This is a genomic window from Caulobacter sp. P1_B12_2 (assembly GCF_056406675.1).
In genome coordinates this window covers 1-12,993 of record NZ_JBFTZS010000079.1, presented here as the reverse complement: position 1 = coordinate 12,993, position 12,993 = coordinate 1, and the positions used below count along the sequence as shown (strand labels likewise).

Sequence of the window (12,993 nt, the reverse complement as noted above, 5' to 3'; positions counted from 1 at the left end):
TCGGTGCAAGGGGTGAACTGAGATGGACCTGGATGTGCTCTCGACGCCTGGGCACCTGATCAGCCTGGCGGCGCGCGGGTTCGCCCGTCTCAGCGAAACGCGACTCAAGCCGCTGGGCTTCGGCGTCGGACACCTGCCCGTGCTGGTCGCGCTTCGGGACGGCAAGGCCGACACGCAACGCGATCTCGCCCGCTTCGCTAGGACCGAGCAGCCGCCGATGGCGCAGATGCTGGCCCGCATGGAGCGGGACGGGCTGATCCAGCGGACGCCCAATCCGGCCGACGGACGCAGCAGCCGCATCGCGCTGACGGCGACCGCGACCGCACGCCTGCCGGACGCGGTCACGGTCCTGTTCCAGGGCAATCAAGAGGTGCTGCGCGGCTTCACGGACGAGGAGACCAGGCTGCTCGTCGACCTGCTGACGCGCCTGATCGCCAACCTCGACCGCGTCGAAGCGGCGGCCGGCTAGGCGCCTACAGCCGCCCCGCCTCGCCCAGGCGGTCCAGCAGCCACACCCGGGCCGGCGGCAGGGGCCGGTTCAGGGGATGGAACACGAACTGCTCGAGGAAGTGGCCGGTGATGTCCAGGCCCGCCTTGACGTCGCCCTCGACCAGCCCGCCCTGGGCCGACAGCATGAACGGCGGCAGGGGCAGCAGCTTGTCGTGATACGGCGCGCCCGCCGCGCGGCTGACCGCCCGGCCCGTGCGCGGGCTGACATAGACCAGGTCGTCGAGCGAGCCGGTGGCGGCGCATTTCGACAAGTCCAGGCCAAAGCCCAGGTCCTGCAGCAGCCCGGCCTCGAACCGCACATAGACCGCCGGCCAGATCTCGGGAATGGCCAGGGCGGCGATCAGGGCCTCCAGGGCGTGGAAGGCCCCCGGATGCGCCTCGCGCTCCGGCAGGGCCCCGGCGGCGACGGCGGCGGCGGACGACAGGCCTGACAAGGCCAGCGGCTCGTCGAACAACGACGAAGGCCCCTCGCCCATCGGCTCCAGCGTCGCCGCGCCCAGTTGGTCGCTCATCCGAGCGCGGTAGCGGGCGATGACCTTGGCCCCGGCCTGCAGGAACGGCTTCATCCGGCGCGAGGCCGCGCCCGAGACGTGGGCCGCGAACTTGCCCCGGTCCTGGGTCAGCAGTTCGACGATCGCCCCGGTCTCGCCATGGACGCGCGCCGATAGCACGAAGGCCTCGTCTTCCCACTCCATCCTAGGCCGAGGTCCCCCAGCCGACGATCTTCTCGATCAGCGGCCGCCATTCGGGCAGGACCGGCAGGCCGATCACATCGCGCAGCGTGGCTTCCAGCTCGTCGGCCGACAGGTCGCGCTGTTCGATCAGGGCGCCGTCGGCGTCGCGATGGGTCAGGCGATTGTTCTTCAGGGCGTAGCGGGCGTTCGGCGTCACCCGGCCCACCGTCAGGCTCCAGGTGAAGTGCGAGCTGGGATGGGCGTAGGTATAGAAATTGGCCTGCTCGTAGTCCTGGTCGGCCCAGGCGCCGAGCGGCGCCACCTGATAGGTCGCCGCCCACCGGCCCGACAGGTTGGCCTGCACCTGGCGCTCTCCGCCCAACTCGTCCACCGGCAGGATGCGGAAATCGCCGTTGGGCGTGGTCTGCACCTCGTCGGAGAACAGGCGCAGCGGCGCGGTCAGCACGCAGCCGCCGAAGCCCACGTCGGCCAGCCAGACCGTGTCGTCGCCGGGCACGCGCACGCCCAGCACCATGTGCGAGCGCGGGCGCGGCGGAACGTTGTCCGGGACCATCCACAGCACCCGCGCCATCAGGCCCGTGACCTCAAAGCCCAGCGCCGTCAGCACCCGCTTGAACAGGCCGTTCTGCTCGTAGCAGTAGCCGCCTCGCATCGCGCCGATCAGCTTGGCGTCGATGTCGGCCGGATCCAGGCTGATGGCCTTGCCCAGCAGCACGTCGATGTTCTCGAAGGCGACGGCGTCGGGGTGCTTCTGGTGGATGGCGCGCAGCACGTCGAGCGTCGGCTCGCGCGGGCCGTCATAACCGATGCGGGCGAAATAGGCGTCCAGATCCACCGAGGTCGAAGGGGTGGACGCGGCGGCCGCGAAGGCGATTTCGATCTTGCTCACAGGCGACGATATTCCCGGTCTGTTCACGGTTCAAAGGCAGGGTGTCGTCCGCGAAGTCAAGTCGCTCGCCTACCGCACCACCCAAGATTGCGCCACATCGATCCCGCTGTTAGCTAGACCTCAGCGCGCCGTCGGGGCGCCAAGGGGGACATATGAACGACAGCCACGTCGCGCCAGCGCGCCGCCGCAGCAAGCCGCCCGTCACCTGGCCCGCCTTCGTGCTGGCCGCGCTCGCGGGGATCGGCGCGGCGCTTTACTACGGCCTGAAGGTTCGCCCTGTCCGGCTGTACGACGAGGATCTCTCCTATGCGCTGTGGCATGCGCTGAGCCCCGCCCTCGTGCCCGCCACCATCGGCGCCTTGGCGATCTGGAGCCTGCTGTATTTCGGCTTCGTGCGCTGGAAGAACGGTGAACGCGGCCCGCTGTATTTCAACCTGCTGTTCCCGATCGTGCTCGGGACCCTGGTGGCGATCCCGTTCGGCGACCAGGCCTACCGGACCTGGAAGAACGGCGATGTGAAAGGGCTGAACGCGGCCTTGCCCAAGGCCGGCGCGGCCGGTCGGGCCGCCGAACTGAAGGCGCGCGCGCCGCTGACCACCGCCCTGACGGCGGCCCACGACGACATCCGACTGACGCCTGAGACCCTGACCACGGCCGCCGACCGCCGCGCCGCCAAGACGCGGATCGCAACCGCCCGGGAAGCGTCTCGGACCTATCACGAAGGCTATGCCGCCCGCGCCGCTCTAACCCGGGCCGCTTACCAGAAAGCCACTGTCGATCATCACGTGTCGGCCGAGATCGTCCAGCGGACGATGGCCCACTACGACGCCCAGATGGCTCTGCAGATCACGCGCAACGACCGTATCCTGGGATGGGAGCAAGCCCTGTTCGACGAGGCTGATGCCGGGATCGCGGCCCTGGAGCGTGGGCCATGGCGGGTCGAGGGCCAACGCTTGCTGTTCGCCAATCGCGAGGCCGGGATGGCTTTCATCGGCCATCACCAGCAGGCGGCCGAACTGCGGTTCAAGCTGAAGCAGCTGACCGACAGCTCGGCCGACGTCGTGATCATCGACGCGCCGGCGGGCATGCCGCCGGCCAAGCCCCTTCGGTATTCCGACGACTATAACTAGACGTCGAAATCCAGGCCCATGTCGTTGAACAGGCCGCGCTCCTCGGCCCAGTTCTCCTTGACCTTCACGTGCAGGAACAGGTGGATCTTGCGGTCGAGGATCTCTTCAAGCTCTTCGCGCGAGCTCTTGCCGATCCACTTGATCACCTCGCCGCCCTTGCCCAGCACGATGGCGCGCTGGCCGTCGCGTTCGACATAGATGGTCTGCTCGATGCGGGCGCTGCCGTCGGGGCGTTCCTCGAAGGCCGTGGTCTCGACCGAAGCCGCGTAGGGCAGCTCCTCGTGGACGCGCAGATAGATCTTCTCGCGGGTGATCTCGGCGGCCAGCAGGCGGGCCGGCAGGTCGGCGGTCTGGTCTTCCGGATACAGCCACGGGCCTTCCGGCATCAGCGAGGCCAGCTTGGCGGTCAGGTCGTCGACGCCCGCGCCGGTGCCTGCGCTGATCATGAAGACTTCCGAATAGACGCCGGTCTCGAACAGGTCGTGGGCGACGGCCAGCAGGGTATCGCGCTTGACGCCGTCGATCTTGTTGAGCGCCAGGATCACCTGGCGATTGGCGGCCTTCAGGCCCTCGACGATGGTCTGGACGTCCTGAACCGAGCGGTGCTCGCCGGCCGAGGCGCGGCGCTCGCGCGAGGCCAGTTCGGCCTGGACGTCGACCAGATGGACGACGACTTCGCTGTCCTCGGCGCCGCTCCAGGCGGAGCGGACCATGGCGCGGTCCAGCCGGCGGCGCGGGGTGAAGATGCCGGGGGTGTCGACCAGGATGATCTGGGTCTGGCCGGTCATGGCCACGCCGCGCACGGGGAAGCGCGTCGTCTGGACCTTCTGGGTGACGATCGAGACCTTGGCCCCGACCATGCGGTTGACCAGGGTGGACTTGCCGGCGTTCGGGGCGCCGATGATGGCGGCGAACCCGGCGCGGGTGTTTTGGGGGGTGTTTTCAGTCATTGCGGGTGCGTGTAGCACCGATGAGGCTCGGGGGCGACCAACTTGCCCCCACCTGACCGCTTCGCGGTCTGTCCGCCCCCATAGGGGGCGGAGGACGAAGAGCGCGGTTCCTCTTCCCCCTCTGGGGGAAGACGGCCGAAGGCCCGTAGGGGGCAAGTATTCGCCGCCTAGATCCCCGCCCCTTCCCGTTCCAGCAGCGCCTTGGCCGCGGCCTTCTCGGCCTCCTGGCGCGAGCGGCCTTCGGCATAGACCGGATCCAGTCCGACCACCGTCACCTGAACGGTGAACACCGGCGCGTGGTCCGGCCCCTTGCGGTCCTTGACGGCGTAGGTCGGCAGCGGCTTGCTCTGGCCCTGGGCCCATTCCTRCAAGGCGGTCTTGGGATCGCGCGGCTTGCCCTCGGCGGCCTTGTCGAACTCGCCCGACCACAGGTCGAGGAACACCCGACGCGCCACGTCCAGCCCGCCGTCGCGATAGAGCGCCGCCATCAGCGCCTCGGCGGCGCCGGCCAGGATGGAATCCGTCTCGCGGCCGCCGATCTTGCTGGACGAGGCCGACAGGCGCAGGGCCGGGCCGACGTTGGCGGCGCGGGAGACGCGGGCGCAGGTCTCGCGGCTGACCAGGGCGTTCAGGCGCGGAGCCAGCTCGCCTTCCTTGGCCTTGGGGAAGCGCTCGGCCAGGGCCTCGGCGGCCAGCAGGCCCAGCACGCGGTCGCCGATGAACTCCAGCACCTCGTTGTCGCCGGCCTTCTTGGCGCCGTCCCCGACGCTGGCGTGCGTCAAGGCCAGCTCGAGCAGCTTGCGGTCCTGGAACGTGTGACCGATCCGGCGCTCCAGGTCGCCGACGGCGACGGCGCGCCGGTCCGTCACTTGAGGACGCGGAAGAAGCGGCTCGGACGGGCGTCCAGGAACCAGGTCCACGGCTTGAACAGGTGCGCGTCGGCGTTCCACGACAGCAGGATCAGCTGGGCGCGGCCCACCAGGTTCTCGGCCGGCACGAAGCCGACGCCTTCCTGCATGCCGATGTACTGGTCGTTGGCGAAGTCCCACTTGCAGGCGCCCGAACCGGTCTTGAAGGCCGAGATCCCCGGGTCGAAGCGGCTGTCCAGCGAGTTGTCGCGGTTGTCGCCCATGAAGAAGTAGCAGCCCGTCGGCACGGTGTAGACGCCGGTGTTGTCGGCCTCGCTGTCGGGGCCGTAGTCCTGGGTCGAGTACTTGCGGCCTTCGGGATTGGTCTCCTCGAAGCGGCCGGCGCGGATGGTGCCGTAGCCGGTGTCGACCAGGGCCGAGGGCAGTTCCTTGCGGTCCAGGACCTTGCCGTTGACGTAGACCACGCCGCCGCGCACCTGGACCTTGTCGCCGGGCAGGCCGATCAGGCGCTTGATGTAGTCGACGTTCGGATCGCGCGGCAGCTTGAAGACGATGATGTCGCCGCGGCGCGGCGCGTGGCCCAGGATGCGGCCGTTGAACAGCGGCGGGCTGAACGGGATCGAGTGCTTGGACCAACCGTAGCTGTATTTCGAAACGATGATGTAGTCGCCCTGGTAGAGATTGGGCTCCATCGACGCCGACGGGATCGTGAACGGCTGGAACAGCAGCACCCGCAGCACCAGGGCGATGCCCAGGGCGTAGGCGACCGTCTTGACGATCTCGATGAACTCCTTGACCGCCCCGCCCTTGTCGTCGGGAGCGTCGGTTTCGGTGGTGTCGGTCATGCGCGGAAGGGCTCTCGACGGAATGGGCTGCGGGCGAACCCGACGCGCCTAGCTAGACGGGGTTTACGACGGGAGCAAGCGTAGCGCCCGTTAACTCGCCTTCATGGCGCACTCGGCGCGCTGTCACGCTCCGGGGACGCGTCTCCAGCTTGACCGTGGAATCAGGTCTCAAATTGTGGCGAAGATCGCCAGCAGCACCAAGGCGAAGAAGCCCCAGCCGACCAGCAGCCAGGCGAACGGCCGTTCCTGCCAGGGCATCGGCGCAGGCGCGCGGCGCGCCTTCGGAACCGCCTTGGTCTCGGCATCGCTCCAGATCGCCATGTGCTTCCCCCGTCCCAGAACGGCGCCGTAAGGGGCGCTTGGGGATTCAGGGTGCAAGGCGGAGGCCGCGTGAAAGGCCCTCCCCCTGTGGGGAGGACCGGGACTTAAACCGCCGGCACCGCCTCGATGATCACGAAGGCCTGGGCGTAGGGATGGTCGTCGGTCAGGGACAGGTGGATCACCGGCGTCATGCCTTCCGGCGTCATCCGGGCCAGCCGCTCGGCCGCGCCGCCGGTCAGGGCCATGGTCGGCTTGCCCGACGGCAGGTTCACGACACCCATGCCCGACAGATGCACCCCGCCCTTCAGGCCCGTGCCCAGGGCCTTGGAGCAGGCCTCCTTGGCGGCGAAACGCTTGGCGTAGCTGGAGGCGCGGTCCGGCTTGCGCTCGGATCGCTTGCGCTCGATCTCGGTGAAGCTCTTGTGGGTGAAGCGATCGCCGAAGCGTTCGAGGGTCTTCTCGATCCGGCGGATGTCGCACAGGTCCGAGCCGATCCCGATGATCATGCCGCATGCTCCAGGCGGGCGGCGTCCATCAGGGCGCGCATGCGCTGCATGGCCTGGGGCAGACCCACGAAGATGGCCTCGCCGATGAGAAAGTGGCCGATGTTCAGTTCGGCGATCTGCGGGATGGCGGCGATCGGCTTGACCGTGGCGTAGTCGATCCCGTGGCCGGCATGGACCTCCAGGCCCAGGCCGGCGGCCAGGGCCGCGCCGGTCTTTAGCCGCTCCAGAATGGTGGCGGCGCGGTCGGCATGACCCTCGCGGGCGGCGTCGCAATAGGCGCCGGTGTGCAGCTCGACCACCTGGGCGCCGGCCTTCGCCGAGGCTTCGATCTGGGCGGGGTCGGCCTCGATGAACAGCGAGACGCGCGCGCCGCCAGTGCGCAGGCGGGCGGTGGCTTCCGTGATCCGGTCGGCGCCGCGCACCACGTCCAGGCCGCCCTCGGTGGTGACCTCCTCGCGGCGCTCTGGCACCAGGCAGGCGGCGTGCGGCCGGGCCTGCAGGGCGATGCCGACCATCTCGTCGGTGACCGCCATCTCGAAGTTCAACGGCTTGCCGCGCTTGAGGCACAGGTCGGTCAGCAGGGCGATGTCGGCGTCGCTGATGTGGCGGCGATCCTCGCGCAGGTGCGCGGTGATRCCGTCGGCGCCGGCCGCCAGGGCCAGCTCGGCGGCCCGCACCGGCTCGGGATAGCTGGCCCCGCGCGCGTTGCGGATCGTGGCCACGTGGTCGATGTTGACGCCGAGCCGCAGCATGATCGTCAGCCCTTCAGACGCCGGCTGCCGGGATCCTCGATCGGGATGGCGGCCAGTTCGGGCGGCAGGGCGTCGGCCGGATAGGCCGGCACTTCCAGGCTGCACAGCGACACCAGCGGCACGCCGACATCGACCTTGCCGCCCGAGCGGTCGACGATGCAGGCCGCCGCGATCACGTCGCCGCCGGCCGCCTGGATCGCGGCGATGCACTCGCGCGACGACAGGCCGGTGGTGACGATGTCCTCGACCATCACGACCTTCTGGCCGCGCTCCAGGTGGAARCCGCGGCGGAACTTGAAGCCGCCGCCCTCGCGCTCGACATAGATCGAGGCGACGCTCAGGTGGCGGGCGGTCTCGTAGCCGGGAATGATCCCGCCCACGGCCGGCGACACCGCCACGTCGGGCTGGCCCACGGTGGCGATGATCTTCTCGGCCAGGGCCTTGCAGAGGCGCTCGCACCGCTCGGGCCGCATGAACACCAGGTTCTTCTGCAGGAAGACGGGGCTGTGCAAGCCGGAGGACAGCACGAAGTGGCCTTCGCGCAGGGCGCCGGCGGCGCGGAATTCGTCGAGGACGTCGTCGTTGGTCATGAGGGTTGGATATAGCGAACCCGCGCGAGTCTACAAACCGCGACGCGCCCGTTTCGCCTTAGAAGGGAACAACGGCAGAGCTCGCACGCTGTTACCGGGTCCCCGTGTGAGTGAGGTGGACACGAGCCGTCCCGGACCCAGGTCCGTGAGTCGCGGCGGCCACCGTCCAGAAAGGGCGCGTGCGCGAGCGCCGACGAAGAGCTGGTCCATATCCGGACAAGACGACCCCCAAAGGGGCTCCCATGACTCAGTACATCAAGGCCACCTCGGCCAACCTGCTCCACAAGGCCGCTGAACTCGACCTGCTGGCCTTGCGGGCCGACGATTCCGTCCACGCCGACGTCTATCAAAGGGTCGCCGACATGAACCGCGTCGCGGCCGCCTTCGCCAAGATCACCGAGACCCTGGACTGGCGCGACGCGCAGGCGGGTGTAGGGAAGGCCTCATGGTCGATGAATCACCCCTTCCCCTCCGCCCCCGCATAGGCTGCGGCGCGGCCGTCCTCGACGCCGAGGGCCGCATCCTGCTGGTCCAGCGCCGTCGCCAGCCCGAGGCCGGGCACTGGGGCCAGCCCGGCGRCAAGCTGGACTGGGGCGAGAGCGGCCGGACCTGCGCCGAGCGCGAAATCCTCGAAGAGCTTGGCGTCACCGTGGTCGCCGGACCGGTGCTGTGCGTCACCGACATGATCGGCGAGGACAGCCACTGGGTGGCGGTCACCTACCGCGCCGACGGCTGCGTGGGCGAGCCGGCGATCCAGGAGCCCCAGGCCCTGTCCGACTGGGGATGGTTTGCGCTGGACGCCCTGCCCTCGCCCCTGACCGCCGCCACCCTCGACGCGGTCGCCGTGCTTAGGGCATAAGCTGGCCGCTTGATTTGCACCCGGCGTCCGGCGCCGGCGAACGAGGAAGCCGTCATGTCCGTCGTCACCCTGAAGCGCTGGAACATCTCGATGGGCGCCGGCCAGCCGCTGGCCGTGATCGCCGGCCTGAATGTGCTGGAGAACCTGGACCTGGCCCTGGAGGTCGGGCGCGAGCTGAAGGCGATCACCAGCGAACTGGGGCTGCCCTATGTGTTCAAGGCCAGCTTCGACAAGGCCAACCGCTCGTCGATCACCAGCTATCGCGGTCCCGGCCTGAAGGACGGCCTGGCCATGCTGGCCGAGGTGAAGGCCAAGCTGAACGTGCCGATCGCCACCGACATCCACGAGGTCGACCAGGCCGAGGCCGTGGCCGCCGTGGCCGACCTGGTGCAGATCCCCGCCTTCCTCTGCCGCCAGACCGACCTGATCGTCGCCGCCTCGCGCGCCACGGCGGCTCAGGGCGGCTGGCTGCACGTCAAGAAGGCTCAGTTCATCGCGCCCTGGGACTGCAAGAACATCGTCCACAAGGCTCGCGAGGCCGCACCGGACCTGCAGATCGTCCTGTGCGAGCGCGGCGCCTCGTTCGGCTACAACAACCTGGTGGTCGACATGCTGGGCATTCAGCAAATGCAGAGCCTGGGCGTGCCCGTGACCATCGACGCCACCCACGCCGTACAGCTGCCGGGCGCCGATCCCCGCACCGCCGGCGGCTCGACCGGCGGGCGCCGCGAAGGGGTCCCGATCATCGCCAAGGCCGCCGTCGCAGCGGGCGCGGACGGGGTGTTCCTGGAGTTCCACCCCGAGCCGGACAAGGCGCTTTGCGACGCCCCCAGCTGCCTGGCGCTGGACGACGCGGCCGGCCTGCTGAAGACGCTCAAGGCGCTGCACGGTGTCGTGCACGGCGCTTAGCCATCCTGTCGCTGGAACACATCGCTCAACTGTGCGTCATATCGCGGCGGCGGCGCGACCCTTTGGCGTCGAGGCGCCGCCGAAGCCGGGGGGTGTCCAGACAAGATGCATGACACCGATCCCCTGGACCGGGAGGCGCGCCGCCTGGAGGCGCTTCGCCGCTACGAGATTCTCGACACGCCTCGGGAAGCCGCGTTCGACGAGATCGCCCAACTGGCGGCCGAGATCTGCGGCACGCCGATCGGCGTCGTCAACCTGATCGACGCGGATCGGCAGTTCTTCAAGGCCGAGGTCGGCCTGGGCGTGCGCGAGACGCCGCTGGAGACCTCGTTCTGCGCCAAGGCGATCCTGGAGGACGACTTTCTCCTGGTGCCCGACGCCACCCAGGATTCGCGGTTCGATTGCAATCCGCTGGTGACCGGCGAGCCGGGTCTGCGATTCTACGCCGGCGCCCTGCTCAAGACGCCCGAGGGCCTGCCGATCGGCACGCTGTGCGTGCTCGACATGCAGCCCAAGGCGCTGACGCCGCTGCAGCAGCGCACCCTGCAGGTTCTCGCCCGCCAGGTGATGAGCCAGCTCGACCTGCGCCTGGCGTTGCGGCGGCGCGACGAGGACGCCCGGCAGTACCGCACCTTGTTCGACTCGATGGACGAAGGCTTCTGCGTCATCGAGTTCTTCGACGGCCCGCACGGCCCGCTCAGCGACTACATCCACGTGGAAGCCAACGCCGCCTATGCGCGTCACGCCGGCATTCCCGACGTGGTCGGCCAGACGTTGCGCGAACTGGTCGGCGAGGAGGCCGACAGCTGGGCCGAGCGCTACGGCGACGTGCTGAGAACGGGCCAGCCGATCCGCTTCGAGCAGGAGCTGGTGGCCACGGGACGTCATCTGTCGCTGTCGGCCTTTCGGATCGAGCCGCCCAGCCGCCGCCAGGTGGCGGTGCTGTTCCAGGACATCACCGCCCGCCGACGCGCCGAACTGTCCCTGCGCCAGTTGAACGAGACCCTGGAAGCCCGCGTCGCCGAGGCGCTGGCCGAGCGCCGGGTGCTGGCGGACATCGTCGAAGGGTCCAACGCCTTCGTCCAGGTGGTCGATCACGACTACCGCTGGCTGGCCATCAACAGCGCGGCCGCGCGCGAGTTCGAGCGGATCTTCGGCCTCAAACCAGCGGTCGGCGACAGCATGCTCGACCTCCTGGCCGACCAGCCCGAGAACCGCGCCCAGGTCCAGGCGGTCTGGGCTCGCGCCCTGGCCGGCGAGGACTTCGTCGAGATCGGCGAGTTCGGCGACCCCGATCGCGACCGTCGCTTCTACGAAATGCGGTTCGGCGTGCTGCGGGACGATCAGGGACTGCGGGCCGGGGCCTACCAGTTCGTCTACGACGTCACCGAGCGCCTGGCCGAACAGGCCCGGCTGCGCGACGCCGAGGAGGCGCTGCGGCAGGCCCAGAAGATGGAGGCGGTCGGCCAACTGACCGGCGGGCTGGCGCACGATTTCAACAACCTGCTGTCGGGCATCGCCGGTTCGTTCGAGATGGTGGGCACGCGCCTGGCGCAGGGGCGCACCCGCGACGTCGAGAAGTACCTGGCCGCCGGCCAGGGCGCCACGCGCCGAGCCGCCGCCCTCACCCACCGCCTGCTGGCCTTCTCGCGCCGGCAGACCCTGTCGCCCAAGCCGATCGTCATCAACCGGCTGATGGCCGAACTGGTGGACCTGGTGCGGCGCACGGTCGGCCCCTCGATCCTGGTGGAGACGGTCGCCGCTGGAGGCCTCTGGCCCACCCTGGTCGACGCCAACCAGCTCGAGAACGCCCTGCTGAACCTCTGTATCAACGCCCGCGACGCCATGCCCGACGGCGGCAGGATCACGATCGAGACCGCCAACAAGTGGCTGGATCGGCGGTCCGCCGCCGAGCGCGGCCTGGAGTCCGGCCAGTACGTCACCGTCTGTGTCAGCGACACCGGCGTGGGCATCGAGAAGGCCATCCAGGAGCGGGTCTTCGATCCGTTCTTCACCACGAAGCCGCTGGGCGAAGGCACCGGGCTTGGGCTGTCGATGGTCTACGGCTTCGCGCGCCAGTCGCATGGCCATGTCCGGATCTATTCGGAGGTCGGCCAGGGCACGATGGTCTGCATCTATCTTCCCCGCCACTTCGGCGAGGAGGAGATCGACACGCCCGAGGAGGCCGTCCACGTCCTGAATCCCGGCGCGGGTGAAACCGTGCTGGTGGTCGATGACGAGCCGACCATCCGTATGCTGATCATCGACGCCCTGGAGGAGCTGGGCTACGCCTGCGCCGAGGCGGCGGACGGCGCGGCGGGGCTCAAGATCCTCCAGTCCGGCGCCAAGATCGACATGCTCATCACCGACGTCGGCCTGCCCGGCGGCCTGAACGGACGCCAGGTGGCGGACGCCGCGCGCGTGCTGCGCCCGGACCTGAAGGTGCTGTTCATCACCGGCTACGCCGAGAACGCCGTCCTCAACCACGGACACATCCAACCCGGGATGGAAGTGCTGACCAAGCCGTTCGCGGTCGTGGACCTGGCCGGACGGGTGGATCGGATGCTGCGGGCCCGGCCGGCGGGGGACTGAGAGAGCCTAGGCCCTACCCCCGCGTCCGGTCCACCGTCTCGACGGTCGGGCACGTCCGCAGCGCCGCCGAGATGTTGGTCAGGTGCTTGGCGTCGCGCACTTCGACATCGATGTCGACGTCGAAGAAGTCGCTCTGCCGGTGATGCATGCGCAGGTTGACGATGTTGCCGCCGGCCTCGCCGATGATCGTGCAGACCTGGCCCAGAACGCCCGGCGCGTTGCCGATCGTGGCGTGCAGGCGGGCCAGCGACACGGTCTCGCGCTCGGCCTCGGGCGTCCAGTTCAGGTCGCGCCAGAGGTCCTCGCGGTCCTCGTATTCGGCCAGCTTGGGGCAGTCGATGGTGTGGACGTCCAGACCGCCCTCTTTGTTGTCCGTCCCGTCCTCGCGCAGGATGCCGACGATGCGGTCGCCCGGCACCGGGCTGCAGCAATGGGCGAAGTGCAGCGAGACGCCGGGGGTCAAGCCGCCGCCGCGCACATAGAGCCGGGCGGCCGTGCCGCCCTCGATCTTGCGCCGCGCGGTCGCCACGGCGACGTCGGCGTCCTTCATGCCCGGGAAGGCCGTCTCCAGCACCT

The 12,993-nt window shown here is 69.3% G+C and carries 16 protein-coding genes and 1 pseudogene; 7 read left to right on the top strand and 10 right to left on the bottom strand.

The features are described 5' to 3' along the window. The first annotated feature begins 22 nt into the window (after positions 1–22). Positions 23–469, top strand: coding sequence for a MarR family winged helix-turn-helix transcriptional regulator (locus AC1DZ6_RS07250; protein WP_477096521.1), 447 nt, complete (start codon positions 23–25; stop codon positions 467–469). Positions 470–473: 4 nt separating this feature from the next. On the opposite strand, the gene recO is transcribed toward AC1DZ6_RS07250, so the two are convergent. Further along, entirely contained in the window at positions 474–1,205 is a 732-nt protein-coding gene (gene recO, locus AC1DZ6_RS07245; protein WP_477096520.1) for a DNA repair protein RecO, read from the bottom strand. Between the two features lies 1 nt (position 1,206). Continuing rightward, positions 1,207–2,094, bottom strand: a complete 888-nt coding sequence (locus AC1DZ6_RS07240) for an arylamine N-acetyltransferase family protein (RefSeq protein ID WP_477096519.1) — start codon at positions 2,092–2,094, stop codon at positions 1,207–1,209. Positions 2,095–2,246: 152 nt separating this feature from the next. Here AC1DZ6_RS07240 and AC1DZ6_RS07235 point away from each other — a divergent pair, with 152 nt between their 5' ends. After that, positions 2,247–3,224 (top strand): hypothetical protein, encoded by a 978-nt coding sequence (locus tag AC1DZ6_RS07235; RefSeq protein WP_477096518.1) that lies wholly within the window; start codon positions 2,247–2,249, stop codon positions 3,222–3,224. On the opposite strand, the gene era is transcribed toward AC1DZ6_RS07235, so the two are convergent. From era to pyrE, 7 genes are all read right to left on the bottom strand, one after another. Then, positions 3,221–4,174: a GTPase Era gene (era, locus tag AC1DZ6_RS07230; RefSeq protein WP_477096517.1), complete on the bottom strand. Its 954-nt coding sequence runs from the start codon at positions 4,172–4,174 to the stop codon at positions 3,221–3,223. The genes AC1DZ6_RS07235 and era overlap by 4 nt on opposite strands. Positions 4,175–4,341: 167 nt before the next feature. Then, a complete protein-coding gene (rnc, locus tag AC1DZ6_RS07225; RefSeq protein WP_477096516.1) occupies positions 4,342–5,043 on the bottom strand; it encodes a ribonuclease III in 702 nt (233 codons plus the stop codon). Then, positions 5,040–5,888: a signal peptidase I gene (gene lepB / locus AC1DZ6_RS07220; RefSeq protein WP_477096515.1), complete on the bottom strand. Its 849-nt coding sequence runs from the start codon at positions 5,886–5,888 to the stop codon at positions 5,040–5,042. The genes rnc and lepB overlap by 4 nt, the downstream gene beginning before the upstream one ends. A gap of 168 nt (positions 5,889–6,056) precedes the next feature. Then, positions 6,057–6,209: a hypothetical protein gene (locus AC1DZ6_RS07215; RefSeq protein WP_477096514.1), complete on the bottom strand. Its 153-nt coding sequence runs from the start codon at positions 6,207–6,209 to the stop codon at positions 6,057–6,059. Positions 6,210–6,313: 104 nt separating this feature from the next. After that, a complete protein-coding gene (gene acpS, locus AC1DZ6_RS07210) occupies positions 6,314–6,715 on the bottom strand; it encodes a holo-ACP synthase (RefSeq protein ID WP_477096513.1) in 402 nt (133 codons plus the stop codon). Then, positions 6,712–7,470 carry a pyridoxine 5'-phosphate synthase gene (locus AC1DZ6_RS07205; protein ID WP_477096523.1) on the bottom strand — a complete coding sequence of 253 codons (759 nt, stop codon included), beginning with the start codon at positions 7,468–7,470 and terminating at the stop codon, positions 6,712–6,714. The genes acpS and AC1DZ6_RS07205 overlap by 4 nt, the downstream gene beginning before the upstream one ends. Positions 7,471–7,472: 2 nt before the next feature. Then, positions 7,473–8,057, bottom strand: coding sequence for an orotate phosphoribosyltransferase (gene pyrE / locus AC1DZ6_RS07200; RefSeq protein ID WP_477096512.1), 585 nt, complete (start codon positions 8,055–8,057; stop codon positions 7,473–7,475). 242 nt (positions 8,058–8,299) lie between these two features. On the opposite strand from pyrE, the gene AC1DZ6_RS07195 reads away from it, so the two are divergent. The 5 genes and pseudogenes from AC1DZ6_RS07195 (at position 8,300) to AC1DZ6_RS07175 (ending at position 12,417) form a co-directional block, all read left to right on the top strand. Then, the gene (locus AC1DZ6_RS07195; protein ID WP_477096511.1) at positions 8,300–8,542 is read left to right on the top strand and encodes a hypothetical protein; all 243 of its coding nucleotides are present in this window, start codon (positions 8,300–8,302) and stop codon (positions 8,540–8,542) included. Then, positions 8,503–8,916 carry an NUDIX domain-containing protein gene (locus AC1DZ6_RS07190; RefSeq protein WP_477096510.1) on the top strand — a complete coding sequence of 138 codons (414 nt, stop codon included), beginning with the start codon at positions 8,503–8,505 and terminating at the stop codon, positions 8,914–8,916. Before AC1DZ6_RS07195 ends, AC1DZ6_RS07190 begins: the two co-directional genes overlap by 40 nt. Positions 8,917–8,970: 54 nt before the next feature. After that, on the top strand, positions 8,971–9,825 hold the full coding sequence (kdsA, locus tag AC1DZ6_RS07185) for a 3-deoxy-8-phosphooctulonate synthase (protein ID WP_477096509.1): 855 nt from the start codon (positions 8,971–8,973) through the stop codon (positions 9,823–9,825). A 105-nt stretch (positions 9,826–9,930) separates the two neighbouring features. Further along, a pseudogene (locus AC1DZ6_RS07180) lies at positions 9,931–10,389 on the top strand (GAF domain-containing protein); the annotation flags it as partial. Further along, the gene (locus tag AC1DZ6_RS07175; protein ID WP_477096522.1) at positions 10,390–12,417 is read left to right on the top strand and encodes a PAS domain-containing protein; all 2,028 of its coding nucleotides are present in this window, start codon (positions 10,390–10,392) and stop codon (positions 12,415–12,417) included. Between the two features lie 13 nt (positions 12,418–12,430). Here AC1DZ6_RS07175 and AC1DZ6_RS07170 read toward each other — a convergent pair. Further along, the coding region (locus AC1DZ6_RS07170) for an ACT domain-containing protein (protein ID WP_477096508.1) at positions 12,431–12,993 on the bottom strand (563 nt) is incomplete at its 5' end.

Bases quoted from the DNA above. Each gene is read 5' to 3' on its own strand.
- AC1DZ6_RS07250 (WP_477096521.1), top strand. From the start codon at position 23: ATGGACCTGGATGTGCTCTCGACGCCTGGGCACCTGATCAGCCTGGCG.
- recO (WP_477096520.1), bottom strand. From the start codon at position 1,205: ATGGAGTGGGAAGACGAGGCCTTCGTGCTATCGGCGCGCGTCCATGGC.
- AC1DZ6_RS07235 (WP_477096518.1), top strand. From the start codon at position 2,247: ATGAACGACAGCCACGTCGCGCCAGCGCGCCGCCGCAGCAAGCCGCCC.
- era (WP_477096517.1), bottom strand. From the start codon at position 4,174: ATGACTGAAAACACCCCCCAAAACACCCGCGCCGGGTTCGCCGCCATC.
- lepB (WP_477096515.1), bottom strand. From the start codon at position 5,888: ATGACCGACACCACCGAAACCGACGCTCCCGACGACAAGGGCGGGGCG.
- AC1DZ6_RS07215 (WP_477096514.1), bottom strand. From the start codon at position 6,209: ATGGCGATCTGGAGCGATGCCGAGACCAAGGCGGTTCCGAAGGCGCGC.
- acpS (WP_477096513.1), bottom strand. From the start codon at position 6,715: ATGATCATCGGGATCGGCTCGGACCTGTGCGACATCCGCCGGATCGAG.
- AC1DZ6_RS07195 (WP_477096511.1), top strand. From the start codon at position 8,300: ATGACTCAGTACATCAAGGCCACCTCGGCCAACCTGCTCCACAAGGCC.
- kdsA (WP_477096509.1), top strand. From the start codon at position 8,971: ATGTCCGTCGTCACCCTGAAGCGCTGGAACATCTCGATGGGCGCCGGC.